This is a genomic window from Pseudoalteromonas sp. KJ63-1 (assembly GCF_055808145.1).
The window spans coordinates 481,754-507,492 of sequence record NZ_CM147855.1 but is presented as its reverse complement, the minus strand read 5'-3'; the positions used below and the strand labels follow the sequence as shown (position 1 = coordinate 507,492).

The window sequence follows — 25,739 nt, the reverse complement described above, 5'->3', positions numbered from 1 at the left end:
ACATTTTATTTTAGTGCGCTTTCTAAATTAGACTCATTAACGTGTTTAATTAGCTCAGGAAAAAACGCTAAAAAAAGCCCATCTAGCGCATTGTAATGGCGAGATATATCTTCAGCAGCGCCAGCAAAATTATTAGTAAATCGAATACGCTTAGCAATATTATCAAGCGCCCGCCCCACCCCATCAACGCTTTCATACTCTTTAAACCAATCGTTTTGCGTCATACTGGTTACTACACGTTGCATTCTTTGTGGCATTACAGGTATACGCTTATTCAAAAACCCATAACTGGTGTGCTTAAAATCAATTAATGATTGGTTATTAAACTGCTGCCAATGCTGAATGAGAAAATGATCAAAAACCACATCTATAGCCACGCCAGCAAAGCGCCTGCGCTTGACTGAAAAAAGCTGTTTAGCTTCTTTAACAAAAGGGTGTGCGTCAGTAAATTTATCCACTAAATAATGATTATCAAGCGCGTTTTTAACGCTTGTAGGTATATGCGTTAGCTGCCGTTGCCCCCCAAAATCTCCCAGCAAATTACCAAAATGGGAATCAGCAGTAGGCTGTGCTAAATAAAGGTGGGCTAAGTAATTCAAGGTAATCTCACGATGGTTAATAAAACACACATCATACTTTGATGTATATCACGAACAATAAAAAAGCATCTACTCAATCAGCCCTTCAATACTCAAACCTTGGTAGTTATTATTTTGTTTTCGATACTCATTCGGAATTCTCCCTACTATACTTTTAAACACGCGATTAAACGTTGCAAGAGACGAAAAGCCACTCTCAAGTGCAATACTCAAAATACTCCATTCTTGAGCTTGTTCACTTGCTAATAACATCTTTGCATAATTTACACGGTATTGATTAATAAACAGATTAAAGTTAGCAACCTTATAATGATATCGAATCGCTCGGCTAATTTTATATTCAGGCACTTGAAGTGCTTGTGCAAAATCTGAAATTTTTAGATTAGTTTGTAAAAACAACTGCTGTTCGTTTATGAGTTTAGAGATGCCCATTATCAACTCAGCTTGTATTTGCTCTTGATGATGGCTGATATCACTAATTTTCTTTACTTCATCGCTATCAATACCAACTTCACTCTCATCATTATGAGGTCGCGTTTGCTTTTTTGAGCTACTTGCTTGCAGGGTCATAACTATGTGCATTGCAAATACAATTAACAGCGCAGAAGAAGTGATAATTAGCGGGTTATATAGCTCAATTTCCGCAGGGCTAAATATAAATGCAGGTAATATACTGGCATTAACAACCGCTAAAAAGTACGCACTTGCAAAAATCACTGATTGCACTTTTTGAACGTGTGTTTTGCTATTGAAGCCTCTCATCGACTCCCAAAAAGAAAGCACTAAAATGCATGATGAAAGTAAACCTGTTATTTCATTCATGCCTTGCTTTAATCGCCACATTATATGACTGGTAGAAAGTGGTTGTGGGTCAAGGCTCACCAAATAGTGCCATGTTTGATTAAACATGATCAAAAGCGCGATAGTTGCAGCAACTGCCACATGTCTGCGTGAAATAGGGTTATGCTCACGAAATAAAGCCCGCGATATTAACCATGATGCATTACACGTTGCACAAGTAAACAAGCCAATAAAGTACTGATACTCCCCCAAGCTTGGTGCACTAATTTTTTGCACTCCGACCATACACAAAGAGCCACAAAATATGACAAATAAATAATGAATAAGCTGCTTATCTTTTTTAAGCGCATTTAAAAACATTAAGCTCATACAAACAAAAATAAGCAGATAATAAGGAGACGTATTTTGCATTACAGTGCGTTTTTAACCTGACGTTTATACTTGCCTATCCAACATAGTACAAAGTAACTTTTCAGTTAGCAAAAAGACTTTGTTAGGGAATGTGTCTGTAGCAGTTAATTAATTTTCAAAATTACCCATATATCGTTACTCAAATTTCAAATTTGATAAGAAACCGCCTTTCAAACCCTTTATATTTGCGTTATTCGTTTTATGAAGAAAAAAGAAAATACACATGTATAAAATCAAACTTAAGCCAAATTCATTGCTTAATAACAGTAAAAAAATATGGTTTAGCTGCCTGCTGATGGCACAAGTCTGCTTTGTTATTTACCTCACATTAGGGTACGGGCTTACGGGCGCTACTAACGGAATATCTGGCTGGAATAGCCTAAATAGCACGGCCTATGTTGCTAACGATACAACTGGAAACTTCATGTATGCGGCACATGTATTATTAGCCATCGTGATGATAACAGGTGGCAGCTTGCAGCTAATTCCCTTTATACGAACAAAGCACCCTCGCTTTCACCGCTATAACGGCCGTATTTTTGTGTTGCTTGCCTGTACCATTTCATTCGCGGGCATATACCTGATACTAGCCAGAGGAACTGTTGGCAACGCCTTGATGCATGGGTTAACAATATTTGGCGGTTGCGTGGTTATTTTATCAAGTATATTAGCAGTAAAAGCAGCCAGGAAACGTGATATTAGCCTTCATAAAGTATGGGCAATACGCTTATACCTCGCAGCAAATGGTGTGTTATTTTTTCGCTTGATGATTTTTGCTTGGTTCTTAATATTTGGCACTTTAGGAGTCGATACCGCAACGTTTACCGGCCCAGCGGTATTGGCTGTTAGCATTTGCTCTTACGTGATCCCTTTACTTATTGCTGAGCTAGTAAGGTATGCTGAAAGTACAACGAATAAAATTATTACCATCGCCACAGCAAGTATAATGACATTGATATCCATTATTTTCCTAGTGGGTTTATTTGGGGTCGTGTTAGCCAACTGGTACCCGGCGATAATTAACTTATAAACAGGCTACTCTTTTTAACAGGGAGCTTATCTGATAAACGCCCAATCAAAAGCCACTTTATTAATCAGTGGCTTTCGTTGATAAATCAACGCTGGGATCTGTAATTCGCGAGAAAGTACGCCCTAGCTTAGCTAGCAGAAGTCGGTTATTCAATTTTTTGAAAATTCCCAGCTGCCTATTGCTGGTTGTTTTTCTGCGCAACCACGAACGAGAATACGTAAGAGCCCTTTTGACCCATTCGTAAATCACTAAAAATCACGCGCCATCTAACATACAAGCGGCGCAACACAGATAAACAAAGAGCTAAACGGCCGCAATTTTAATGACAATACAACAATTACAGCTTACCTTTGCTGAAGGTTTTGCATAACACTGTATTTTATAGCCCGAGCTTACACGTTTTTGTAACGGGAGTACCTCACACATAAAAGCCGGTCACTTTGTTATGTACCGGCTTTTATAAGTACCTACTTCACACTCGTTTATAGTTCAGGGGCAAACTTTAACATGCGAGTTTGATCTGTTAACTCAATATCAATGAGTTCAAAGGGCGGGTTAGCTGCTCGAACAGAGGAAAATGGCATCATAAATTGACCATGCCCCTCGATCTGCTTAGCAACCTCTACCGTTGCCAGTTTTACCCTCTCCCCTTTACTGTCTGTTCCAGTTAGTGTCGCGCGAATAGCAAAGCGCCCAGCATCAGTAACATCAACTGGGACCTGTGCTTGGAAGTGATTACGCCCTAAAGACATCACACTAGCTTTACCCATCGTGATGGTATCAGCACTGTGTACAAACGGCATTTTTATAGAGCGTTTTACTATTTTACCACTTGCATTAGTTTTGATATTTGCCTCCAGTTCATAATATCCTTTTGCGGCACCTATTGTTTCAAGCGGGTAAGTGAATACAGCCTCACCTTTTTCATAACGTACCTCAAGTTGTTCACCATCAGGGCTAAACAAAGCTAACTCTACATCACTATCTTTGATGTGTTTTTGCCCCATACTGAGGTTTATGCTCAAGCGTTGTTGTTGTTCTTTTAATTTAAACTGGGTTTTAGCATGCAATGCACTAAGCGAGCCTTTTTCAATAACGTGTACCAAATATGTATCTTGGTCACCGAGCGCTTGGCGTGTTTGTAGCATGGCTTTGCCGTTAACTTGCCCTAATTTAAGCCCAACACTACCATCTCTAAACCCTGCGTTTTGCATTTGCTCACGCGCAGCAATAGCCTGCATTGAAATTTGTCGCCCACTCTCACTAAGTACCGAAAACATATTAGCTTGCAATTGATGAGGTTTCATCACTTCACCGCTATCAAAGCGTGCTTTAGGGGCGATACGAATAAAATGATCCGCTTGATTAACAAACACGGGCACACCACGCTTTAGTTCTTTTCCGGTCACTCGCTGCCAATACTCCACACTGTCTTTTTCAAGGCTCTGCAACGGCGCAACTGACGCCGACTGAACCTGAGGAAATTGATAAACTGTTTGCTCATTCGCATTTGCCACAGCACTCACAACCATTATTGCAGCACATAATTTAGTTATTTTTTTAATCATTATCTAACTCCTAAATTCGATTTTTAAGCATGTCTGGTAAACCAAAGCAATTACGGCGGCTTTGTTGATGACTTAAAGGTTCACTACCACGCGTTTGTGATTTGTCTTTAAACCACACCGAACCCGCTAGCGACTGAGAGCTACAATTTAAAAAGCCATCAGAGCAACTGTCTAACCAATTTTGCGTGACTTCAAGTGCAACTTGGTTTTGGTATCCTCCGCAATAGCTATCACTATCCCAAACGGCAGAGTCAACATCACTCCCGACCACAGCTTCAAAACGAGAAGGTAAACTTGGACGATTAGGTGTACCATATAGCCACTGCGCGTTATACGATGCCATCCAAGACACTTGTTGTTGTTTTACTGCATCACTGCCATAACCCAATAGCCAACCCAAACTTTGCTCAAAAGAGTTACCCGCAACAACCGCATCAGCCAAAGGTGTACCACCACTAGAGGGAGCAAGCGCAATGGTATGCGTTACTTTATTAATGATATTTGCATAGCGGCTATCAAACGTTGGGTTAGATAAGATCCATCGCACCACATTGCCACCATTAGAATGGGTAATGAGGGTTAGCTCTGTAATATTTTTATTATTGATAAATGAGCTCAGTTGCCCTGCTAAGCAGCCAGCAGCGCCATCGGCCCACATATATTGCTCAAAATCACAATTTATAACTGCGTAATTATTAGTGTTAGGCAAGCCTTGACGTACAGTATTAACAAAACTGCCCGTCCAATAGTCATTGTATGCATCGGTTTGTTCGCCTGTACCATGAACAAATGCAATCCCTTGTTCGGCAAATGCGCCGTGGCTTAAGCCAGCCGCGAGTGTTAAAGCAGGCATTAATAAGCATGTTTTTATTTTCATGTGTATTCCTGTTGATTGTAGTTATCAGGTTGGAGGTGTGACCTCCGTTCAGAAAATAGACTACACAGGGGTAAACGCAAGAAATTATTTACATTTATTTAACCTTTGTGTGCTTTTTCACTCCAAATCATTAGTTTTTTATATTAATCGGCATGGGTTAATGATGAGCTTTAAAGTGTGTAACAATGATAAATTTAAAATCAGATAACAAAGAATAGAGAAACTCAATAGTGCTTAAAGGGCCGGTGATGTGTATCCACAAACCACGGAATTGCCATGCATGTTCACTGAAAAACGAGACAAATATAGGCACTAAACGCAAATTGAAGCGAAATAAAAGCGCGCAGTTACACCCGTCAACGTCATGAATAGGTTCGCAGCAGTATGTAAAACAAGCACACATTTTCTCTTGAATCAAACGAGTAAGAACAACACTGATAAACCCTGTTAAATAGTGCTTCTTTCGCTTGTGTTACTTTTTAAGCCAAGACTTAACCTTACTCATGTGTGTGCGACTCACTGGTACACAGGTTTGATTTGACATTTTCAATGCCCCCTCTCGGTTCTTTTTTTCTAATGAGTGAATATGGGCTGTATTCACCCAATAGCTTCTGTGGGTTTGTCCAACTGCAAGCTCAGGCGACAGGGAACTAATATCGTCTATGGCATCTTTGAGGTTGTATAAAATTAAGTGACTTCCAGACTCAAGCACCACATTTAAATAATGTAACTCAGCTTTTAGGTATATAAGCTCTGAAATAGCATTAATGTTTGCCAGTTGTAAAAATTGTTGTGCACGGCTTTGTGCCTCTTCATTTGTTGAAAGTTCAACGGCATTGTTGCTGACTGCCTCTGTGGTCACTGATGGTGTTAATGCCCCACCAGTGTCACCGCTGCTTCCTTGATGTGAACCCACCCTCTCAGGTTGCTTCGTTGTGAAGACCATATTTGGCGTGTTTGGTTGTTGCACTTCAGGTGCTTGTTTATGGGTGGACTCAATTTTAAATCCGAGGACCCAAGGCAAATTAATCGCAATCCATGATATCAGCGCGGGGGGAACCATATTTTGCCACTCTTCGATTAAGGCGCTAATGCTGTAAGGTGTTTCTTGCTCTATATACACATCAAAAAGTAGTGATATTGGCACATAAAGTGTCACCGCAATTAATGCGCTAACAATCAGCTTAACAAAGTTATTTTGTTTGCTAAGCACACCTCTCATTAATGTATGTGTGGTGATAAAAAAACCTAACGCTAAAAAAACCTGTCCTTGCCAAACAATAAAATTCAACCAAAAAGGCAGTATATTGTCGTTATCTGAGACGCTTAAAATACACGCTAGAACAAAGCCAACACACAGAAAATAGCGCCATGGGCTTATCGCACCAAGCTGAAACTGCCCATCCATACAATAAACTGCCCATTCATACATAAATCAATAAGTTAATTAAACCAGAAATCATTTAAGCCGTAAATTATTGTTATTAAATAACGCATACAAAGGATGCAAAAATGACATTTACTAAATCAACAATCGCAGTTTTAGTGAGCACAATATGTACACACGCTTGGGCTCAAACAGACAACAGTCAAAACGAGATTGAAAGTATTACCGTGGTGGCTCCTCAGCCAGACGGCATTAAAATTAGTTCGAACAAATTATTAACACTACCCGGTACGGGCAACGATCCACTCAAAGGTTTAGAAGCTCTCCCAGGTGTTGTTTTAGCAACCCCTAATACTGGCGGCCCAGTAGCACAACCGGCTATTCGTGGCAGCTCAACTAACGACAACCTTTATCTAACAGATGGGTTAGAGATGGGGTATATTTTTCACAACGATGGTTTGAGTATTTATAACCCACTGCTTATTGAAAGCTTTGAGTTAAAAACAGGCGCATGGGCGAGCAACTATGCCAATGCAAATGGCGGGGTCATATTAACGCAATTAAGAGATCCAAACCCTGACATGCCAACCAATGTAATTGATTTGAGCTTTTTTCGCAGTGGCTTTTTATATGAACAAGCGATTTCGCCAGATGCCGCATTCTACGTTTCATTTAGAGAGAGTTTAGTGCACACCTACGTTGATAACTTTATCGAAGACGAAGACTTTTCATTTTCAGTGCCACCACGTAACAGGGATTACCAAGCAAAACTAATCTGGGATATAGATAACAATAATGTGTTACGTGCAACCGCCAGCGGCGCAAAAGATTACATTGAAATTGAATTTGATGCAGACGGCCGCGACATTGGTAAAAACCCTGATTTAGCTTCTGGCGAACGATACCAAAGTTATTTTCATAGCCAAGCAATCAGTTGGCAATACACTGGCGACAACCTCGAGTCAATCAGCAGTGTCAATGTATTAACGCAAAACCAGCAAGAGCGAGAAGGTGACATTTTTCGCTGGGATGCTGATATTACAAAAATAATTGTAAAATCAGATAACCAATATATTGCAGATTCATTCACTCTCGATTTTGGTATTCAACTCAAACAAAGTGAGATTGATTACGTAAGCAGTGGTCGGTTATTGCCATGCAACACTGAATTTGAAGTGTGCCCACCCAGCTATTTCAGCCCCACGTTTTCGCAGCAAGGCTCGTTTACTGTAAGAGATTATCATGCCTATGCATCACTCATGGGAGACATTTCGCCTCGCTGGGATTACAACATTGGTTTTGCGTACCTCGCAACGGATAGCAATTCACAACGTTATTTAGAGCCACGCGCACGTATAGGCTTTGATGTGAGCGATAAGCATAAACTCAACATTAGCTACGGTGTTCACCACACACTGGTTGATGACTACCAATATTTAATTCCTCAATATGGCGAATCCACACTTGAAGCCAGTGAATCGACTCATTACACGTTGAGCCTAGACTCAAACCTTGGTCAAGGACTCGGGTTAAAAACAGAGCTATTTTACAAAGAGCTAGATAACTTAATCGTTGCGAACCCTGATGCACAAAAGCGACATTTAACACAGAATGTGGCTGGCGCACCAACATTTGATGATGTCGCCAGTGGTGAATCGTACGGTATAGAGCTGCTGCTAAATAAGCAGTTATCTGAAGATTGGTATGGCTGGGCAAGCATTGCCTACAGTAAAACAGAGCGCGACAACCCATTAACCAATCAGCAATTTAACTCTGAGTTTGATTTACCTTGGGTTGCAAACCTCGTGCTAGATTATAAATGGAACGAAAATTGGCAAATTGGCGCGAAATGGCGTTTTCAAAGCGGGCGACGTTATACACAAGTGCAATCTGCGACTCCCTATACTGAAACTAATAATCAACCCCTCTTTTATATACCTCAATACGGCGAGTTTAATGCTGAGCAATGGGGAAACTATCACAGGCTTGATCTTCGCGCAGACTATCAAACCAAAGTGTTTGGTCTCGAATCGACTATTTATATCGAAGTGCTTAACGTTTACGGCTCAAAAACGGTGCAAGAACTTGAGTACAACATAGATTACAGTGATTTTGAAAAAGACTATCAATTTCCTGATATGCCGCTGCCTTCAATCGGGATTACGTTAAACTTTTAAGCACATACAATGAAGGCCGGTTAGTAATAAACCGGCATTCAAACATGAGGGTTCACTCAATTAAACAACCCCAAGAGCAACATCATTGTGGTCATTTGAATATTTAGAAAGGTCACCTCTTCTAGAACTGCCCCGTTAGCGTTAAAGAAAACCGGGGGCGCGTTCATTTGCACGCTGCTCTTGCCTTAAGTACTGGCTTTGCGTAAACAACCCTGTATGACGCGCTTTATTGACGGTGTATCGATCATTAAGAAGATTATCACCTTTGAAGCGCAGCTTTAAATGTTGCGAAATTTGATAATCAATAAAGGCATTTGCGGTGATTTTAGTATCAACATCGCCCTGATAGTCATAATAATAAAACGTATAACGACTTTTATCTTCGAGTGTTAAACTCATCGATAGTCCAGGTAAAATTTCGTTCTGGTTTAATTTTACCTGCCAAGCGTTTTTACTTACTCGCTCGATAGGCGCTTTCTCTGCGGTAAAAGGATGAATTACTTCGCTATCTCGCCACGTATAATTGGCACTGACCAAGGTGTTATTTAGTCCAAACGCTTCTAATCCAAAATATGTATCAAACTCAACACCGTACTCTGTTGCGCTATCGATATTACCGTCGCCAGAGCGCTTAGCCAATAAGACTTCATTAATTAAATCACTTATTTTATGGTAATAAGGCGTCACAATAAAACTACCTTCGGTTGATTGCCATTGCTTTTCAAACGCAACAGAGAACTCATCACGCACTTCAGGTTTTAAATCAGGGTTGGCTTCTTCAAGACGAGATTCATAACTATCAAACCATGGCACAAAATCTTTAAGGTCAAGTTGACTGACTGTTCGTTGGTAATTGAAACGCACCTGATAAATATCATTCAAATCATAGCGCAGATTTAAACGGGGTTTGAGGTAGTTAAATGTGCGCGATGTGTCACTGTTTACGTGCTGTAAGGTATTGGCTGTTACGGATAGGTCTGTTGCGACGTCAATCGTCGATCGTTCATATATTAAGGACGATTGTAGGTTTAACGTCGGTGAAATCGCAAAATTATAATTACTAAACCCTTCATAACGCGTTTCTTTAATGTCATTTAATTCGGTCGAATGATAAGCAGACCCCGCTTGACGAATAAACTGTAAATTTTCATCTAGCTGATTTATTGCCACCTCAAAGCCAGAATCAAACGTATGACTTTTGTTGAGCTTAAAGCGCCAATTAGTGCGCAGTACATTTTCTTTTGAGGTATAAATGCGTGGTAGCTGGTAATTTGGTTTAAATACTGCGCCATCTTGCGATACACGGTGCCAAATTTTGTCATCAGAATCTGCTTGATTACTAATAAATAACAACTTCAACTGATGAGCATCATTATAATCATGGGTAATATCACCGCTTACTTCCCACTTGTCTCTGCCCCAATCATACTCCAACTCTTTGCTTTGAAGTGTGTCTGAGGTTAAAAATTCACTGTTGTTCTCCGTAAGCGCATCAACGTTGATTTTTTCATAAATGGCAGTAAGTTGCATTGCGGTTTTATCTGAATATACATATTCTAACTTGGCAGATAACTGGCTCTCTTTGTAAATGTTCTCGCGTAGACGAACATTTGTTTGCGTATCAACATCCGCAGGAGAGGTAAACTGCTCTTGTGAGCTTATTTCAGCCGGATAAACAGCATGGTTTAAGCCTATTCTGTATTTTAAATTGCCTTTACTCGCACTGTAAGTCAAAGAGCCTGTGGTATGTGCCTTGATATTCGCTGTTTTAACCGTGCCTAACGTCCAAAGAATCGATGAATCTATGTCTTGTTTCAGTACCACATTAATCACTAATCCATTACTTTGCACATCTAAATCAGAGCGCGTCCCGCGAATCAGTTCGATGTACTCTACGTCCTTCGCTTGAATACTATTGAGCTCCTTCTCAAGGCTATTCTCTTTACCCGACATCCGCTTACTGTTTATCAAAATTTGATCGCCGGACGATCCAAAACCACGATTGTTTGATGTGCTGTTCATTTTGCTTAAAAGGCTATTTGCACCAGGGGTATTTTCTAGAATGTCATATAACGTTTGTGGCTCCAACGCCATAAAGGTAATTGCTTCATACCGCTCAATATTGACAATAGATTCATTCGCAGCACTGATGGTAGAAAAACCAATTAGCATACTTGAGCCGCCAATCAACACGGCGGATAAAATAGCATGCTGCAACGCAGAGCGTTTATATAATATATTTGGTTGAGTAACGCGGTGTGTCATTGTTAAGTCCCTGTCATTAAATTAGGGTTATCTTAATCAACCGGCACATCCTCAAATAGGCACAAAAGGTAAAACTAACGCAACGAAAGTTTTACAAAACTTTGCATTTGAAGGGATAAAAGGGTGATATAGTCCAGCTAGGATAAGTAAAGGATTTAAAACAATAATATGAATATTAAACCCACACTGCTCATCATCGAAGATGAACCGAGTATTTTACGTGGCCTTACGGATCTATTTGTATTTCATGGTTTTGATGTTGAAAGTGAAATAGACGGAAAAAAAGGACTCATCCGCGCGCTAGAAAAGCAATACAGTTGTATTCTTTTAGATGTCATGCTGCCATCAATGAATGGTTTTGAGATATGCAACGCCATTAGACAGCAATCTCAGGTGCAACCAATTTTAATGTTAACAGCAAAAAATACTGAGGAAGATATTATCAATGGCCTCACCTTGGGCGCTGATGATTATTTGGCAAAACCGTTTTCAACGTCTGAATTGGTGTTACGAGTCACCGCTTTAATTAGGCGGTCAGGTTTGTCTAGCACTAACAACACACTCAACATTAGCAAGCATGTGAGTATTTGCATGCAAAAATTAACCGGCACATCTCATCAAAAAGCCATGCGTTATACGCGTCGCGAAGTGAATATTTTAACCTACTTAAATCAACAAAAAGCCCCCGTATCACGCGATGAACTTCTAAGAGAGGTGTGGGGATATAAATCAACTGACTGCCTAGACACCCGCACGGTAGATATTCATATCGCTAAAATAAGAAAAAAATTGAACGCGACCCGAAGACACCTGAGCACCTCGTTACGTTAAGAGGCGAAGGGTATCAGCTTTTTAGCGGCCAATTGTAATATGAAACCCTTTTTTTAAATAAACGACTATTAAATTACCAGCAACGCGTTAACCGCCTGCGCGGCTTTACGCTTATTTGCTTATTCCTTTTATTAGTACCGATTAGCATGGTGTTCATTAAAGGTTATTATCAATTTGAAAAAGACCTGATAACTGAGTATGAAGATAAAACCGAAGAAATAACCTCGCAACTCAACTTACGGCTATTTAAACGGGTGGTTTTTGACAATGCAATAAGTACATTCGCATTTGATTACTACCAACATATTTATAACCCGGCCAATAAACACGTCAGCAAAGAAAAATCGCCGCTTTCAGATCTCGCGTACAATACGCGATACGAAGGGCTATTAGGTTATTTTCAAATTGATCAAGAGGGCCAATTCAACAGCCCGGTCTGGCCTAATGTTATTCACAATACGCAAAATTTAATGACCCCTCAAGATGACGACGACACAAAAAAAGAAAAAACCTCGCATCAAAGTTATATACGATTACTACCAAGTCAAAAGAACTAAAAGGCCTTATCGATAACAAGCTTGCAGCTAATAATGAGAAATTTCTCTTATTCTCTGATGTACCTGGACACCTAATTTTTTACCGTGTCGTTGAAGTAAATAATACCCAAAAGCTTCAAGGTTATGTAATCGATGTCAGCGTTTATTTAAATAATCAAATTAAAAACATGCTAGCCACAGTGCAGTTTAACAACACTATTGCGATTACATTAAGGTCTATGTTAACAAGCTTAGATGAAGCCTATTTTATATATCAGGGTCATGTACAAAGCCAAGCAACGATAACCCAACCAATGCAATTATCGCCTTTGTTTAATCAACAGGTCATAAACAAACATGAATTACGCTGGCCTTTTAAAGACCACCAACTGATGTATTCAACCTCAAAGCTTATTTTACCCACTGCTGCCACATATAACTTGGGTCTCATGATGCTGTTGATACTTGGCATCGTTATTGGCTGCTATGGCTTTTACCGTTTAGGGGTTAAACAACTTAAGCTTGCAGAGCAGCAACTTAACTTTGTTTCCTCTGTGAGTCATGAACTTAAGACACCTTTGACATCTATTCGTATGTATTCGGAAATGCTTAAGTCTGGCATGGTGCCATCAGAACAATATAAGTTAGATTATTACGACTTTATACACTGTGAAAGTGAACGTCTCTCGCGTTTAATTGATAATATATTGCAACTGTCAAAGCTTAATCAACCACAACAGTGTGTTGAAGCGCACTACACCAAACTCAGTATTCTTATCAACATCATTGAATCGAAAGTATCGTCGTTACTAATTAACAGCGACTTTAAAATAAATATTTCAAGTGAGTTTACCCAACCCGATCACGCCTTACTGTTGGTTGACCTAGATGCATTTTCACAAGTCATCATTAATATTACCGATAACGCGATTAAGTTTTTTGACAGTGAAAAAATACACGATTACAGGCGTAAAAAAGTAGACATCCATTTCAAACCGGACGCTAAAAATAAAGACTTTATTGAGATGGAATTTCGTGATTATGGAGAGGGAATTAGTGCTAAACAAGAAAGCAAAATCTTCGAATTATTCTATCGCGGAGGTTCAGAGCTGACTCGCTCAACACAAGGTACCGGAATCGGGCTTGCACTCGTTAATGAACTTGTATTAGCGCAGCAAGGCACGATTGAAGCGCACTCCGTGTCGCCGGGTTTATCAATAAAGATACGCTTTAAAAGTAAAATCCAGTAAGCTTTTGCCCCTTTTAAAGGGGCGGTTTTACGCCTCTTGGTTTGCGTTCAAGTGTTAAGTGGCTGCTTAGCGGAGTCTAAACACTTCAATTTTTCAAAATACTGATATGCTTATATTCATATTTGAGTGTAGCTAAGGTAAACACCATGAAATTACCCCTGTCTTGTGATGCCCATTATTACTCACACTTCATGTCTACAGCGCAAAGTGAAACACTTTTTAAGTGGCTGAGGAGCAACTATGATCTCGAAGAGCCTGAGGTTATAGATTTCCCCGATGGATCACAAAAACCTATTTTACCGTGGCGAATGATTTTTTTAGACTCACAACTTGCTAAATCGGGTAGTTTCTCCTTGCATCATGGCAGACAAACAAAGAGCTTCCCACTGCTTGAAGAGTTACGTCAGCAAATCACTGAACGCACCGGTTGTAATTTGGCTGTCGCGGTATGTTTGTACTACCCCAATGGGCAAGAAAGCTTAGGCTTTCATAGTGACTTACCCGCATTTGGTTCTACAGATCTAATTGCTTCGATCAGTATTGGGGCTCAGCGTAAGTTTTTAATTCGCTCAAAAACCACCCCGCATAAACACTATAATATCACGTTAGAAAATGGTTCTTTATTACTGGTGGGCAAAGGCTTTCAAGATGATTATGAACATGCAATTGCCAAAGGTGATAACACAATAGGACCTAGGTTTAACATCTCTTTTAGACGCTTTGGCAATAGCAAAACATAAGTAGCTTAGTGAAAAAGCGTAAAGTAAATAAAGGAATCATCCATTAGACAACTTCGCTCATCAACTGACTTTAAAGCGATTGAAAATAGATAAGATGTGCCTACTTTTGATCAAGACTAGACAAAAACATACTTTTAGGTACCTTATTCTTAGTCATAACTTTATGGTATATACCGTCGTTTATACCTAAATCGATAGCTTTATTTACAACCCCCTTGCGTTCAAACTTTTAGGGATGTCTTTTGCAAATGCAATATGAATTGAACGTTTCTCAATGACATCAGAATCAAATGATATTTTGTTCTTAAATTCAACTAATTCAGTACTCAACAAGTACTTGCCATAACTCTGCGACATAATAAGGCGGTCTATTTTTTGATTATAAAGTAGTTTAAACCCTTGTTGAGCAGTGGCAACTTCTAACAACTCATAAGTATGATAACCCGTTAATATTTTGTCGTGCACACCTAAACGAACACTCGCAATAACATTTTCTTCGTCTTTTCTATCTTTATGATAAAAAGCACCAAATGCCCCCATACCAATTGGGTTTGACAATACCGCCCACTGCTCTCTTCCTGGTAGATTAGCCGCTAAAAATAAACCGTCAGCTTTTCCTGACTGAGTATAATAGTTTGCTCTTGCCCAAGGTAAAACAATGGCATCCACTTCATACCCTAATTTAGCTAAGCTTTGATTTAAAAATTGCCAACTCGCACGATAGATTGGGTAATTTTCCTGCAGCATTTTTTCATGATCATGGCCAACTGCAAACGTAATAGTTTTATCTTTTTCGCTGGCATTTAACAAGCCGATATTACAGCAGAAAATGCAAAAAAGAATGAGAGTTCTACGAATCATAGTAATCTCTTTTTAAAGGGGAATTTTTAAATTATATAAGATTTAAAAATAAAAGTTATATTTAAAGTGCTTGCTAATAACATAATAGGCATAAGCTATTTCAGTAAGGGGCCGCCCTTTAGTCTGTATCGATTAATTACACCCTAAATTTCACAAAAACGGGAAGTGAATTTATCACTATGTTTCAATAATCTGCCTGTAATCAGTCACCTCTAAAAAATTACGAAAGGCCTCCAATAAAGAGCTTAGCTTTATTTTCAGTTGGTGCCCCATTTAATTGTTGGGTTGAAATAAAACACTTGGACTTTGTGAATAAAAAATCAAGGAAAAACCGCGGCCAACTTGCACGGTATTTTACAATGGTGAACCCCTTTGTGGTTTTACTAAATAAAGCCTCAAATCCCAATAAAAGGAGAAACTAGAGACAGATGCAAGCCATAACGGTAAAACCAACCCAACACCGTTCAGCAAGCCGAGGAATAAGAAACACACCAAAGGTGATAATTAAATCTTGTGCAGCGTAAACAGTCCTATATTCACGGCACTAGGGATCCAAATAGCTAATTGAGACTTTAATACTTGTGTTTCTATATTCATTTTATCTGAACAATAGGCGACAGCCTCTTTGTAACAACGCTGATCTTTTTTTAGCTGAAGTAAGAAATCGGTTTGCCAGTCGTTTAACATAGTGACTTTTAAACGGTATTGGTGGCGTGATATAGCAATATACGTTTGCGCTGGTGTGGGCACAAGAGATGACTTACCTTGCTCAAGCTCAGCGACTAAAGGCAGTAAAGGATAATCGCTTTGAATAAGCTGTACGGAGTCAGGTACTGCTATTATAAAGTCTTGCGCAATACCGCAAAGTAGCTCAATTTCGCTAATGGACAGAGCTTCATGTGCTGTTTCGGGCCCTGGCTTCAAAAGTGTTAATGCTTTTGCTCTTTCAAATTTAGCCAGTTCTGCGGGTAGACAAAACATAGCTTGCTGATGCGGGCTAAAATCGCCTGTGGGTTTTGTGTGCGCTAAAAAATCAGCGAAGCGCGAGCCTAGCTGGTGCATAGTCCAAGACTCTGATGGCAAGGTGACAATAAAAGCTTTAGCGAAGGTATCAAATACTTCCTTACCCATGAACTGGCAAAGTAGTGCAAACTCCCCCTTAGGCACTCTACTAAACGCATCACATAACCTGCAGCATAGATGTCGACCCTTCGCATGGCATTAAGTGTGTCACTGCTTTTAACACACTTATATAAAGTTAAGCCTTGTGAAGCAGCAGTATTAAGCTTTTGTGGCAAATCACCTCGCACCATTAAAACGGTGCTAAGCCACTGCTGGGTTTGTATTAAGTCTGGTGTTTTCATTGATCTAACTCTACTCGCTTAGACATGGTGTGGCGTGCCGCATCTAAACGCTCGTTAACTATGGGGGTTGAAAGCGCGTTAGTGTTAATAATCGTATTTTGTTCCGGGATATGACCTGCTAGTACCAGCTTTGCTTTGTTTAACTCTCCAACCAGCTCAGAAAAACTGGGAATATTGGCATCCCACTCAAGTAAGGTCGAAGTCCCCCCAGTTAAGCGCTGCGCCAATTGGTAAAGCTGCCAAACCTTATAGGGCACAGGCTGGTCATGAGTGTCTATCAAACAGTCTCCACAATCACTAGGGCCTGCAAGGTGTATTTGAACAATGTGATCGAGGGGTAATTGGCGAATAAATTGCTCGGCGTCAAAACCATGATTAAAACTACTAACAAAAACATTATTTACATCTAATAACATACCGCATCCTGTTGCTTTGACGAGCTCACAAAAAAACGCGCTTTCAGTGAAAGTAGAGTGTTGAAATTCAAGATAAGTTGACGGGTTTTCAAGCACTAAAGGCCTCTCTAAAAAGTCTTGTACTTGATCAACGCGGTCAATAACGTGCTGTAAACTTTCATCAGTTAGCGGCATTGGTAGCAAGTCGTGACTATTTAAACCAGCAAGGCCTGTCCAGCATAGATGATCAGAAATAAGTTGAGGGTTAACAAACTCACCTAACTCTTTGAGCTTGCGTAAGTATTCAAAGTTAATTGGATCGCTACTACCAATATTCATTGATACGCCATGCATAACTAGCGGGTATTGTTCCTTTAATTTATCGAGCACATACCGACCATATCCGTGATTATCTATATAGTTTTCACTGATGATTTCAAACCAATCAACACCAAGTGAGGTATCGTGTTCCAAATGGGACATAATATAAGGATAATGCTGACTTCTGAGGCCAACACCAAACCCAAGATCAGTTAGCTTTTCGATTGCGGACGCAGCAAAATCCTGCGTCCGTGTTAGATTTGTCATACGCTCTTTCCTATCAAGTTGAAGGAGGAAGTGCTAAACGAATATCTGAAGGCGTTGGCTGCTCGGGCGGTTTACCGTTTTCATCCAACAAGCTATTCGCATTACTGTAAGCTTGCCAAGCGATGTTGTATACAGCGTCACCTTTTTTATAAGGCATTAATATGCACTCATCTGACTTATCCGTGGGAGCGGCTTGGCTTTTTGGGTCAGTATAGTCTATTGCTGAGAAGCTATTATCTTTAAGGTTAAACTTAAATAACTGCATATCGTATTCTTGGTCATCACCAGAAAGCTCCGGGAAAAGTTGAGACGCCGATATAGGCACCGCACAACCGCCCAAGTTATTACACTTGTTATCGGCTGGTGCACTTTTTGGCCCGCTCGATACACTGCCACCACAGCTGCCACCTGGCGTTGTGCTATGCACAAAACCACAACCTCCTTGCGCTTTACAATCATTACTACCTTTACAGCTGTGATATACCTCAGGAGGTGGTAAATCATTAGTGCCGATGTTGGTATAACTCATCCCTTGGCAAGCATGATAAAGCGTGTCCGCACTTTGTGGGTCGATACCGCTCACTAAATCTGGTGCTATTCCTGTGGTTGCCCAGCAGATCGAAATTCTATCTCCAGAACCTCCCATTGCGGGACCCGGGAACTCGTTAGTTTTACCCGACCAATAGCGATCTAGCGCTGTTGTGAGCCCTTTAATTGTACCTACCGCTGAACTACTAAATAACTTATGAGTATCACCGATATGAGTCGTGAGCCGCAGACTATTGAGCGCTTGCACTACGCTTGCTACCTCTGGGAGTTGCGGATTAGTCGCATGTGCTATATCGCCCCCTTTGGGGTCTAATAAATCGTCACTCCAAGTGTTACCGTCAGCAAACCATGTAGGCCATGTCATGTAGCGTTCACTAAAGTTTGATGAAGGGGATTCAAAGTCAACGATCAGCTTCAGCGTATCGGTGAAAATTTGAAAGTGATCTTTATATTTATTGGTGATCCGTGCACATGCTGAGCCTGATATAGGACCTTCACTGCAGCTTGCTGGATAATCCGCTTTTAATGCTTCAGCGCTTGGTTGGAACTTTTCTTCGACTGTACTCGGGTGAGCATCGTTTGATGGCGACTCCTTAGAAGCAAGAAAGTTTTGCGCCCATTTCTCATTAGCCCAACGTTTACAAAGCATGTCAGCCACACCATCACCTTCACCTTGATCCGTAATGGCATTCACATTGTTCATTAAGGCTTCTTTGAGAGCTGTATGATCTGAATTTACGTTGAGCGAACCCATAATGCCCGGAAATTGTGCTTGATATTCATCATTTCCAGCGCGCTCATTGAAGTAGTCGCGTTGGATAGTTGCGTAATCTAACAAACTAGTTCCATCGTCATATTGGATCTGAATATAATCCCAATAACTTAAGTACATGTGCCCAATTGAACCAAATAGCGGCAAGTCACTTTCCTTGTAATTCGGTTTCCACCAATCATAGGGGGCTTGTTCAAAGTATTTTGGTCGTTGTGTATTTGCGTTTGGTTTTAAAAACTCTGGTTGAATAATTTTGTGAGCATTTTCTTCAGTCTCTTCTATCAACATAAATAGCAGCGTTTGCTCTTTACTGAGTTCTGTTGCATTAACACGTAAATCTTGTAGCGTTTTATTGGGAAAAATTTGTTTGAAATAAGCTTGAACCGCAGGGCTCAATTTAGATAAATCGGTAGTACAGTCCGCAAAGTTCAAAATATGTGGAATGCTACTTTTGTTGTTGTAGCACTTCCAACCATATTTTTCGTCAATTAACGCCTGACTAGTAAAGCTCGGTGTGAGGCCCAATTTACTTGCCATATTTGAGGCCAGTTGTAGATGCAGCATTTCTTCAATAAAAACACTATATACCCCGTTGAACACTTGTTGATTAACAGACAGTTCATATTTTTTGGCTGGTTTATTTGCATCATCACTGTTTCCAGCTGAGGTGTCGGTGTCAAACAAAGCAGTTAAGTTAACATCATACTGATTACGTCTTATTTCAGGAATGTAACCAGCCGTAGGACCAAGCCCTGGCCAATAACGGCCGGGATATAGGTTCGACGAGTCTGCAATTTGGTGTGTCCCTTGAATCGAGTAGAGGCCGCTCATATAAAGCGGGATTGTAAATAATTCGACGTTAATTGCAGCCTGTGCAATTGCTCTCAGACAAGATAAATCAGCCGCTTTATACTTGCTATCACGCACTTTAATTTTTTGCTTTTGCGCACTGCTGAGAAGAATATTAGCATCAATTTCTGTATCTACTGCTACCGACGGGCCCGTTTTGTTTTGCACATTCATAATTTGCTCCTTTGTGACGGTGAACGTTGTGCAATATCGCTGGCTTAAATAAAAATAAGTTAGGATCTTGGTTGGTTTTCCAAGACACCTTAAAGATTTAAGCTAGTTGATGTAGGTGAGCGATGGACACTCTTTATAAAGATAGCTGAAGACAAGCGTAAAAATATTACACAGCATTACATAACGCTATAAATGCATGTGTTGCTAGAAGTAAAAATAGAAAAAAGCATAGGGTCACTAATAATTGCAACCCTGACGAGTTTTTGTATTGAGTTTTTAATCGACCTTCCTAATTACACTCAATTGAGTATTGGGTGTAATAATTTGTAATAGATATCTTAAATCATCCAACCTAACATTTTATTAACAACGAATTTTATGTTGTTTGACAATGAAATAGATATATACAATGGAGAAATAAATTATGGGTACCGATACTAATTTTAATATTGATGTTAATCAGCTAATTACTAGTGTTTTTGGTAGCAATAAAGATCGCAACGATTTGGCTGTTGGGATAAGGAATGCTACAAAATCAACAATAAGTATAGATTACTATATTGACCATGGTAGTTTACGAGATGTTGACGGTGGCAACAAAATTAACCCTGGGGAGCTTTGGGAAGCAGGTGTTCATGCTAAAGGTGCGGGTTCAAATATTACTATGAGCATTGAAATTTCAGGTAATAAATCTGGTTGGGCAATTATGTCCGCAACACCAGTAAATAAACAGAACTATTTTAAAGTACAACATAGTAAAACACCTTATAGTAGCTCTAAAGATGCATATAAAGCGGCTGATAAAACAAAAAAACACTACTCTGATGATGGCATTTACGATGAAAGTCATAACGGTTATACGGCAGTAATAAGTATGACTGGTGAAAGCCCTGCTGCCTGCACCATTGTTATCGAAGATAACTAATTTTAAATTTATTTGTTATTAGGCAGTGTATATACACTGCCAGAAACAGGACTGATATTGGTAGTAAACGATGACGGAGACCAAGGGCCTTACTTAATTATCAATGATGCTAAAAATATCTAAATTCAAATGGCGTTCTTTGCCAAGCCATGGTGAATATTCACACCAATCGACGTAATGACTAGATGCGTAGTCATATTTAAAGTGAGTTTAAATAATAAAAACACTTGGTTTTTAAATAAAAAGATCAAGGAAATACAGCTGCCTGCTTGATCAGAAATTTCTAATGGGTAACCCTTTGGTTTTTCTAAGTGATAAAAGGAGCTCAAATTGCAGGCATGAATGACTTGTGGTCACCTGCAAACGAGCCCTTTTGGCTGCTGCCGGTGAGGAGGTAAAAACTTACACAAGATTTTACCTCTCTTAAATTAAACTTTTAATTAGATTAGCTGCCCAACAAAGTTAACACTATTATGGGCTAAAATAGGAAACACCAAACTCCCTGTGCGCTCTCTTAGCCAAAGTAAAATAAAGCCGTAGCCGCCTGTTAATAAAATAGCGGGGAAAGAAAAGTGCCACTCTCCACCATTAAACATAACCCCATGAACGAGTCCAAATAACACTACTAAGAGCAACCCTGCAATGTTAATTGACGCACCACCTAAATTATAGCGTTCAGATATGATTGCCAAAGATATACAAAATAAAAGAATCCCTCTAAACATTGGCTCCTCATCAAAGCCTGGCATTGTTGCCTGATAAAGTAAGGTTTCTAAATCGTAATTAGGTTCACCACTCCAAAATAGTGATACAACTATCTGTAAAATGATAAACAAGCACATAACTGTAAAAGCGGGTTTTATAGAGTTTTCATTTTGCCTAAAAGTAAAACCAGCATCCGCAATACGAAAGTTAGCTTTAAATTTAACTAAAGCCAATAGTACGACTAACCAAAGGATTATTGCCGCTACTTTTCCAGACCAATTCCACGACATATCAGGAAAAAGCATATCCAAGGGGATAACCTTTCCACCTTTAAACAAAGCAAAAAAGTAGCAAACTAAAATACCTAACGAAATCAAAGACCACATTAGATTTAAATCAACTTTTTTAATTGCTCTTAATATCAAAACTAAAAGTAATATAACGCCGACATTTGCAAATAAACCTATAAATAGATCTTCCATGAATACCTCTTTTTTTAAAGGCTATTTCTAGCACTTATTTTATTATTGTTTTAAGTAGTACCGAATACTAATCCTAAATTAGATACTATTAAACAATTAGTTATAAAAGAGGAGAGTGAAACGGGGTCAAACCCTAAAGGGGGCATTTTTACTAGTCAGTATGCGACTTAGTCAATACCAACTTCAAAGCGTAAAATATCACCAGGTTGGCAATCTAAGTATTTGCAAATAGCGTCAAGCGTTGTAAATCGTACAGCCTTTGCACGGCCCGATTTTAATACAGATAAATTTTGTGGGGTAATCCCAATTGCTTCGGCAAGCTCTGCCGACTTCATTTTACGCTTTGCGAGCATCACATCTAAATCAATTATTATTGCCATTAAATTACTAACTCTTGCTCTTGTTGCAGCTGTTGCGCCTGTTTCATTATCCATGCAATAACATAAATAATAAGCCCAACTATAAAGCCTATGATATCGGTGTCTTGAATCACTACAGCTCGTTTAAGCTCACTACCTGTGAACATATTTAGCAGTGTTACCAACAACGCGGGATAAAAAGCCACAAATATAAATTGCAGTAATAATAAGCCACCAAGCCATTTAAAGCATTGAATATTCTTTAAGTTAAAAAACAATCCTTTACGGTAAAGCATAAACAAGCGAATTAAAATCAGATTTACAATAATGTATGGCAACATTTGCGGTAACGCTAACCAAGTGATTGTATTAAAACTGTTTGCCGTTAATGTACCTGCAGTACCTTTCCAAGAACCGGTAACTTCAAGCCCTATCCACAAGTGGGTACCGTTAGCTTGAGTAAAGTTTAAAACATCACTGCCATTAAGTAACAATACAACGGCGGTAATTAATAAAGTAGTTAGGGTCAAAAAAAGTAACGCTAATATTACGTTACTCATCATTACTATTCTTTTCATTTTAAGATTTCTTTGCATTTAACTGCATTACTAATCGCTGATAATGTAGCTGCAACTTATCACCAGTCAATGCATTACCATGGTGCTTGCCCTTTACAATATATAATTGCTTTTGCTTTGAAAGTGCATGTTGGTATAAAGTTTCAGCTAAAGCAGGAGGTGTTTGAGTATCATCTTCTCCGGTAATTATTAAAAGCGGAGCAGTAAATGATTCCACTACCTTTAAATTATCAACCCTAGCTAGCTCATCACTAAAGTTAACCTCTACGAATGGCTTTACAAACCAAGGCATACGTTGCGATGTCATTTGCTTTACATTAGTAATACTTCCTTCAAGTATTAGCGCATCCGCGGGCCGCTCACTTGCAACATACCCTGCAATCATGCTGCCTAAAGAGTGTCCATGTAAAATAGTCGGAGTGCTTTTTAAATCTGTACGGGTTGCAACATAATCATAAACTGACAATGCATCACGCTTTAAGTTTTCAATTGTCGGCGTGCCCTCACTATTACCGTAACCTCGATGATCAACCATTAAAATATTTACATTCATTGGCAGTATATGCTGTGCAGGTTTACCTCCAGCAACGCTTACACGAAATTGATTACCACCAAAATAAATTACCGTTGCTTGCGCATTATCAACCTTTATCAAGGTGCCACTCAACGCCACGTCGTCAAACCCATTTATGGTTATGTTTTCTGTTGTCGCTGTTTGCTCAATTTTACGCAGCTTTGTAACCTGTACTTTTTGATCTGGGTTCAGAAAATTTGACTCTTCAATCGAAATTGTTGTGCATGCAGTTTGCAGCACAACTAACACTATAGTAGCAAGAGTAAGTAACTCGCGTTTCATTTTAAGTTCCTTCTATTAAAAAATCACTATGACACTCAAAAACTAAAAAAACAATTAAAATTACCGTAAAACGATAACTTATTATTGCTTTATAATATTTAAATGTATTTTCAGCATTCCTTTCTATTATAAGATCGGGCTAAATTACAACGATGTCTAACTCAATATTGTGTCGCAATATAAGAAGAAGTTCGCGAATAGAGAGGGCACAGCAGCCCCGTTTTGGCTGTCGTCACCTCAACGACAAAAATTGAGTAAGGTTTCTAATTTCTAAAGATGCGAGACGCATTCACATTATCTGTAATAGTAATCTCAAACATCTATTAGGGCATGCGCCCGCGTGCCAGCAAGCTAAACGCCCACAATAAATAACACATACTCTTGGTTTGTGAACGAGTAAGTATATTTGTGATTTGTTGGGTTTCGTTTAACTCTATCCAACCTACGTTTATATAATTAACATTAATCACTACACACAAAAAAGCCGTTGCATTGCTGCAACGGCTTTTGTAGCTTTGATAAGTGTTAGTCTCGTATGTGTGAGCCCGAAGACATAGCAAAATAGATTGCGGTCGCCGTACACGTTACAAATACCGATTTGGGTTACTCTCATTTGTTTTTGTGACTAAAGTTTTTTAAGTACTCCATTTGCTTTTTTTGCCGTCTTTTAAGCCTTTTAGTAACATTAACACTCACCTTTAAATACTTACTTTTAAAAAGTAGCAATATAAATGAATTAAAAATAATAAATAAAAATGAAAGTTCTAAACCATTAAATAAACGTTCACTTTTTTGCTCAAATATTAAACCTAAAATATAAACTAGGGACACAGCTATAGAGCACCCAGCAACTAAGCGGTAAACTTTAATAACCCAGTTTCTACCTGCAGATATGAGCGCTCCAAGAAAGATAAACACACATATGCCAATAAAAAAACCGATAACTCTAGGTCCTAGCTCATTCACAGTATCATATGGCCAAAGCATGATTAATATTGTAAATGCTAATGATGAGAAGCTAATAACGCTTGATACAATAGCTAAAGCACAGACTAAGCTGTATTTTAGTTTTAATATTGAATGACTCTGTAAGCTAGTAGCCGTCATTCCTCTTACCATCACCTAAAGCCATTATTCAAATAATACAGATGAAAACATTAATAGTGCGCAAAGCATAAAAATTACAAAATACACTTTAAATAATCTAGAGACGTGAGCTGGTACCTTGTTTCTATCACTTAATAAATTATACCGTTTTGCATACCAATCAAATAAAAATACACTGCCATAATGAAGTAAACCATGAAGCGCCATAAAAATATTAAGGGAATAATAGCGATTTCCATGCTCTAAAATATCTTCAACCGTTCTGAGCTTTTTTGCTTTTAAATAAAAAGCTAAAGGTAAAAGAATGATAAAAATAACACTTAAGCCAATACCAAAAAATATCAAATCCATTATTTAATCAACAAAGAAGAAAAGCCGTCAATCTAAACAAAAATATGCCATGAGGCATGCTAATAAAAACATAGAGCTAAATGTTATAAACAAAATATAATAAAGCTTAAACCACACCTGCAAATTTTTGGGTACTTTTTCCCTCTCCTCTATTACCTTATAACGTTTTGCATACCAATCGAATAAAAATATAGAACCGTAGTGCAATGCTCCGCTACCAGCAGTTATGATATTTAATGAGTAAAAACGATTTCCATCATCTAGAACATCCTCTACCAACCGTGTTTTTTTATCTTTTATTGCTATTAACATTGGTAATATTATAAAAAAGAAAAGACCCGTAGATGTAAGA

23 protein-coding genes are annotated in these 25,739 nt (G+C 39.0%); 7 read left to right on the top strand and 16 right to left on the bottom strand.

Translation table 11 applies throughout. From position 1 onward, the window contains the following. Nucleotides 1-5: 5 nt before the first annotated feature. On the bottom strand, nt 6-599 hold the full coding sequence (locus AC0L7Q_RS02370) for an acyl carrier protein phosphodiesterase (RefSeq protein ID WP_413401270.1): 594 nt from the start codon (nt 597-599) through the stop codon (nt 6-8). Between the two features lie 69 nt (nt 600-668). After that, nucleotides 669-1,811 (bottom strand): helix-turn-helix domain-containing protein, encoded by a 1,143-nt coding sequence (locus AC0L7Q_RS02365; RefSeq protein WP_409424692.1) that lies wholly within the window; start codon nt 1,809-1,811, stop codon nt 669-671. Between the two features lie 223 nt (nt 1,812-2,034). Between AC0L7Q_RS02365 and AC0L7Q_RS02360 the strand changes: the two genes are divergently transcribed. Further along, complete coding sequence (locus AC0L7Q_RS02360) at nt 2,035-2,841, top strand: DUF2306 domain-containing protein (RefSeq protein ID WP_409424691.1); 807 nt, start codon at nt 2,035-2,037, stop codon at nt 2,839-2,841. 482 nt (nt 2,842-3,323) lie between these two features. Here the strand turns inward: AC0L7Q_RS02360 and AC0L7Q_RS02355 are convergent, their stop codons facing one another. The 3 genes from AC0L7Q_RS02355 to AC0L7Q_RS02345 all read right to left on the bottom strand — a co-directional run bounded on the left by AC0L7Q_RS02355 (nt 3,324) and on the right by AC0L7Q_RS02345 (nt 6,694). Further along, nucleotides 3,324-4,409, bottom strand: coding sequence for a DUF4785 domain-containing protein (locus AC0L7Q_RS02355; protein ID WP_409424690.1), 1,086 nt, complete (start codon nt 4,407-4,409; stop codon nt 3,324-3,326). 10 nt (nt 4,410-4,419) lie between these two features. Next, nucleotides 4,420-5,286, bottom strand: coding sequence for a hypothetical protein (locus tag AC0L7Q_RS02350; RefSeq protein ID WP_409424689.1), 867 nt, complete (start codon nt 5,284-5,286; stop codon nt 4,420-4,422). A 472-nt stretch (nt 5,287-5,758) separates the two neighbouring features. Further along, the gene (locus tag AC0L7Q_RS02345) at nt 5,759-6,694 is read right to left on the bottom strand and encodes a LytTR family DNA-binding domain-containing protein (RefSeq protein WP_409424688.1); all 936 of its coding nucleotides are present in this window, start codon (nt 6,692-6,694) and stop codon (nt 5,759-5,761) included. Nucleotides 6,695-6,798: 104 nt separating this feature from the next. Here AC0L7Q_RS02345 and AC0L7Q_RS02340 point away from each other — a divergent pair, with 104 nt between their 5' ends. After that, entirely contained in the window at nt 6,799-8,850 is a 2,052-nt protein-coding gene (locus tag AC0L7Q_RS02340) for a TonB-dependent receptor plug domain-containing protein (protein ID WP_409424687.1), read from the top strand. Nucleotides 8,851-8,991: 141 nt separating this feature from the next. On the opposite strand, the gene AC0L7Q_RS02335 is transcribed toward AC0L7Q_RS02340, so the two are convergent. Further along, entirely contained in the window at nt 8,992-11,115 is a 2,124-nt protein-coding gene (locus AC0L7Q_RS02335) for a TonB-dependent receptor plug domain-containing protein (RefSeq protein ID WP_409424686.1), read from the bottom strand. Nucleotides 11,116-11,283: 168 nt separating this feature from the next. Between AC0L7Q_RS02335 and AC0L7Q_RS02330 the strand changes: the two genes are divergently transcribed. From AC0L7Q_RS02330 to AC0L7Q_RS02315, 4 genes are all read left to right on the top strand, one after another. Beyond that, nucleotides 11,284-11,946, top strand: coding sequence for a response regulator transcription factor (locus tag AC0L7Q_RS02330; protein ID WP_409424685.1), 663 nt, complete (start codon nt 11,284-11,286; stop codon nt 11,944-11,946). Nucleotides 11,947-12,092: 146 nt separating this feature from the next. Beyond that, nucleotides 12,093-12,503: a hypothetical protein gene (locus AC0L7Q_RS02325; RefSeq protein ID WP_409424684.1), complete on the top strand. Its 411-nt coding sequence runs from the start codon at nt 12,093-12,095 to the stop codon at nt 12,501-12,503. Between the two features lie 167 nt (nt 12,504-12,670). Beyond that, nucleotides 12,671-13,732 (top strand): sensor histidine kinase, encoded by a 1,062-nt coding sequence (locus tag AC0L7Q_RS02320; RefSeq protein ID WP_409424683.1) that lies wholly within the window; start codon nt 12,671-12,673, stop codon nt 13,730-13,732. Nucleotides 13,733-13,878: 146 nt separating this feature from the next. Continuing rightward, on the top strand, nt 13,879-14,472 hold the full coding sequence (locus AC0L7Q_RS02315) for an alpha-ketoglutarate-dependent dioxygenase AlkB (protein ID WP_409424682.1): 594 nt from the start codon (nt 13,879-13,881) through the stop codon (nt 14,470-14,472). Between the two features lie 204 nt (nt 14,473-14,676). Here AC0L7Q_RS02315 and AC0L7Q_RS02310 read toward each other — a convergent pair whose 3' ends face one another. The 4 genes from AC0L7Q_RS02310 to AC0L7Q_RS02295 all read right to left on the bottom strand — a co-directional run bounded on the left by AC0L7Q_RS02310 (nt 14,677) and on the right by AC0L7Q_RS02295 (nt 20,024). Beyond that, the gene (locus AC0L7Q_RS02310; RefSeq protein WP_409424681.1) at nt 14,677-15,333 is read right to left on the bottom strand and encodes a substrate-binding periplasmic protein; all 657 of its coding nucleotides are present in this window, start codon (nt 15,331-15,333) and stop codon (nt 14,677-14,679) included. A 504-nt stretch (nt 15,334-15,837) separates the two neighbouring features. After that, nucleotides 15,838-16,464 carry a DUF2063 domain-containing protein gene (locus AC0L7Q_RS02305; RefSeq protein ID WP_409424680.1) on the bottom strand — a complete coding sequence of 209 codons (627 nt, stop codon included), beginning with the start codon at nt 16,462-16,464 and terminating at the stop codon, nt 15,838-15,840. 229 nt (nt 16,465-16,693) lie between these two features. Beyond that, nucleotides 16,694-17,680, bottom strand: a complete 987-nt coding sequence (gene bufB / locus AC0L7Q_RS02300; RefSeq protein ID WP_138608981.1) for an MNIO family bufferin maturase — start codon at nt 17,678-17,680, stop codon at nt 16,694-16,696. Nucleotides 17,681-17,693: 13 nt separating this feature from the next. Then, on the bottom strand, nt 17,694-20,024 hold the full coding sequence (locus AC0L7Q_RS02295) for a ferritin-like domain-containing protein (protein WP_409424679.1): 2,331 nt from the start codon (nt 20,022-20,024) through the stop codon (nt 17,694-17,696). A gap of 424 nt (nt 20,025-20,448) precedes the next feature. On the opposite strand from AC0L7Q_RS02295, the gene AC0L7Q_RS02290 reads away from it, so the two are divergent. Further along, nucleotides 20,449-20,949 (top strand): hypothetical protein, encoded by a 501-nt coding sequence (locus AC0L7Q_RS02290; protein WP_409424678.1) that lies wholly within the window; start codon nt 20,449-20,451, stop codon nt 20,947-20,949. A gap of 440 nt (nt 20,950-21,389) precedes the next feature. On the opposite strand, the gene AC0L7Q_RS02285 is transcribed toward AC0L7Q_RS02290, so the two are convergent. The 6 genes from AC0L7Q_RS02285 to AC0L7Q_RS02260 form a co-directional block, all read right to left on the bottom strand. Then, on the bottom strand, nt 21,390-22,136 hold the full coding sequence (locus AC0L7Q_RS02285) for a CPBP family glutamic-type intramembrane protease (RefSeq protein WP_054202291.1): 747 nt from the start codon (nt 22,134-22,136) through the stop codon (nt 21,390-21,392). 167 nt (nt 22,137-22,303) lie between these two features. Then, the gene (locus AC0L7Q_RS02280) at nt 22,304-22,516 is read right to left on the bottom strand and encodes a helix-turn-helix domain-containing protein (RefSeq protein ID WP_409424677.1); all 213 of its coding nucleotides are present in this window, start codon (nt 22,514-22,516) and stop codon (nt 22,304-22,306) included. Further along, on the bottom strand, nt 22,516-23,073 hold the full coding sequence (locus AC0L7Q_RS02275) for a DUF2975 domain-containing protein (protein WP_409424676.1): 558 nt from the start codon (nt 23,071-23,073) through the stop codon (nt 22,516-22,518). Before AC0L7Q_RS02275 ends, AC0L7Q_RS02280 begins: the two co-directional genes overlap by 1 nt. Nucleotide 23,074: 1 nt before the next feature. Further along, nucleotides 23,075-23,929, bottom strand: coding sequence for an alpha/beta hydrolase (locus AC0L7Q_RS02270; RefSeq protein ID WP_409424675.1), 855 nt, complete (start codon nt 23,927-23,929; stop codon nt 23,075-23,077). Nucleotides 23,930-24,538: 609 nt separating this feature from the next. Then, nucleotides 24,539-25,036, bottom strand: a complete 498-nt coding sequence (locus AC0L7Q_RS02265; protein ID WP_413401264.1) for a hypothetical protein — start codon at nt 25,034-25,036, stop codon at nt 24,539-24,541. Between the two features lie 24 nt (nt 25,037-25,060). Then, the gene (locus AC0L7Q_RS02260; protein WP_413401263.1) at nt 25,061-25,387 is read right to left on the bottom strand and encodes a hypothetical protein; all 327 of its coding nucleotides are present in this window, start codon (nt 25,385-25,387) and stop codon (nt 25,061-25,063) included. Nucleotides 25,388-25,739 lie beyond the last annotated feature (352 nt).

Coding starts and splice junctions, on each gene's coding strand:
- AC0L7Q_RS02365 (WP_409424692.1), bottom strand. CDS start 1,811: ATGCAAAATACGTCTCCTTATTATCTGCTTATTTTTGTTTGTATGAGC.
- AC0L7Q_RS02360 (WP_409424691.1), top strand. CDS start 2,035: ATGTATAAAATCAAACTTAAGCCAAATTCATTGCTTAATAACAGTAAA.
- AC0L7Q_RS02355 (WP_409424690.1), bottom strand. CDS start 4,409: ATGATTAAAAAAATAACTAAATTATGTGCTGCAATAATGGTTGTGAGT.
- AC0L7Q_RS02350 (WP_409424689.1), bottom strand. CDS start 5,286: ATGAAAATAAAAACATGCTTATTAATGCCTGCTTTAACACTCGCGGCT.
- AC0L7Q_RS02345 (WP_409424688.1), bottom strand. CDS start 6,694: ATGGATGGGCAGTTTCAGCTTGGTGCGATAAGCCCATGGCGCTATTTT.
- AC0L7Q_RS02340 (WP_409424687.1), top strand. CDS start 6,799: ATGACATTTACTAAATCAACAATCGCAGTTTTAGTGAGCACAATATGT.
- AC0L7Q_RS02335 (WP_409424686.1), bottom strand. CDS start 11,115: ATGACACACCGCGTTACTCAACCAAATATATTATATAAACGCTCTGCG.
- AC0L7Q_RS02330 (WP_409424685.1), top strand. CDS start 11,284: ATGAATATTAAACCCACACTGCTCATCATCGAAGATGAACCGAGTATT.
- AC0L7Q_RS02325 (WP_409424684.1), top strand. CDS start 12,093: ATGGTGTTCATTAAAGGTTATTATCAATTTGAAAAAGACCTGATAACT.
- AC0L7Q_RS02320 (WP_409424683.1), top strand. CDS start 12,671: ATGCTAGCCACAGTGCAGTTTAACAACACTATTGCGATTACATTAAGG.
- AC0L7Q_RS02315 (WP_409424682.1), top strand. CDS start 13,879: ATGAAATTACCCCTGTCTTGTGATGCCCATTATTACTCACACTTCATG.
- AC0L7Q_RS02310 (WP_409424681.1), bottom strand. CDS start 15,333: ATGATTCGTAGAACTCTCATTCTTTTTTGCATTTTCTGCTGTAATATC.
- AC0L7Q_RS02305 (WP_409424680.1), bottom strand. CDS start 16,464: ATGGGTAAGGAAGTATTTGATACCTTCGCTAAAGCTTTTATTGTCACC.
- bufB (WP_138608981.1), bottom strand. CDS start 17,680: ATGACAAATCTAACACGGACGCAGGATTTTGCTGCGTCCGCAATCGAA.
- AC0L7Q_RS02295 (WP_409424679.1), bottom strand. CDS start 20,024: ATGAATGTGCAAAACAAAACGGGCCCGTCGGTAGCAGTAGATACAGAA.
- AC0L7Q_RS02290 (WP_409424678.1), top strand. CDS start 20,449: ATGGGTACCGATACTAATTTTAATATTGATGTTAATCAGCTAATTACT.
- AC0L7Q_RS02285 (WP_054202291.1), bottom strand. CDS start 22,136: ATGGAAGATCTATTTATAGGTTTATTTGCAAATGTCGGCGTTATATTA.
- AC0L7Q_RS02280 (WP_409424677.1), bottom strand. CDS start 22,516: ATGGCAATAATAATTGATTTAGATGTGATGCTCGCAAAGCGTAAAATG.
- AC0L7Q_RS02275 (WP_409424676.1), bottom strand. CDS start 23,073: ATGAAAAGAATAGTAATGATGAGTAACGTAATATTAGCGTTACTTTTT.
- AC0L7Q_RS02270 (WP_409424675.1), bottom strand. CDS start 23,929: ATGAAACGCGAGTTACTTACTCTTGCTACTATAGTGTTAGTTGTGCTG.
- AC0L7Q_RS02265 (WP_413401264.1), bottom strand. CDS start 25,036: ATGACGGCTACTAGCTTACAGAGTCATTCAATATTAAAACTAAAATAC.
- AC0L7Q_RS02260 (WP_413401263.1), bottom strand. CDS start 25,387: ATGGATTTGATATTTTTTGGTATTGGCTTAAGTGTTATTTTTATCATT.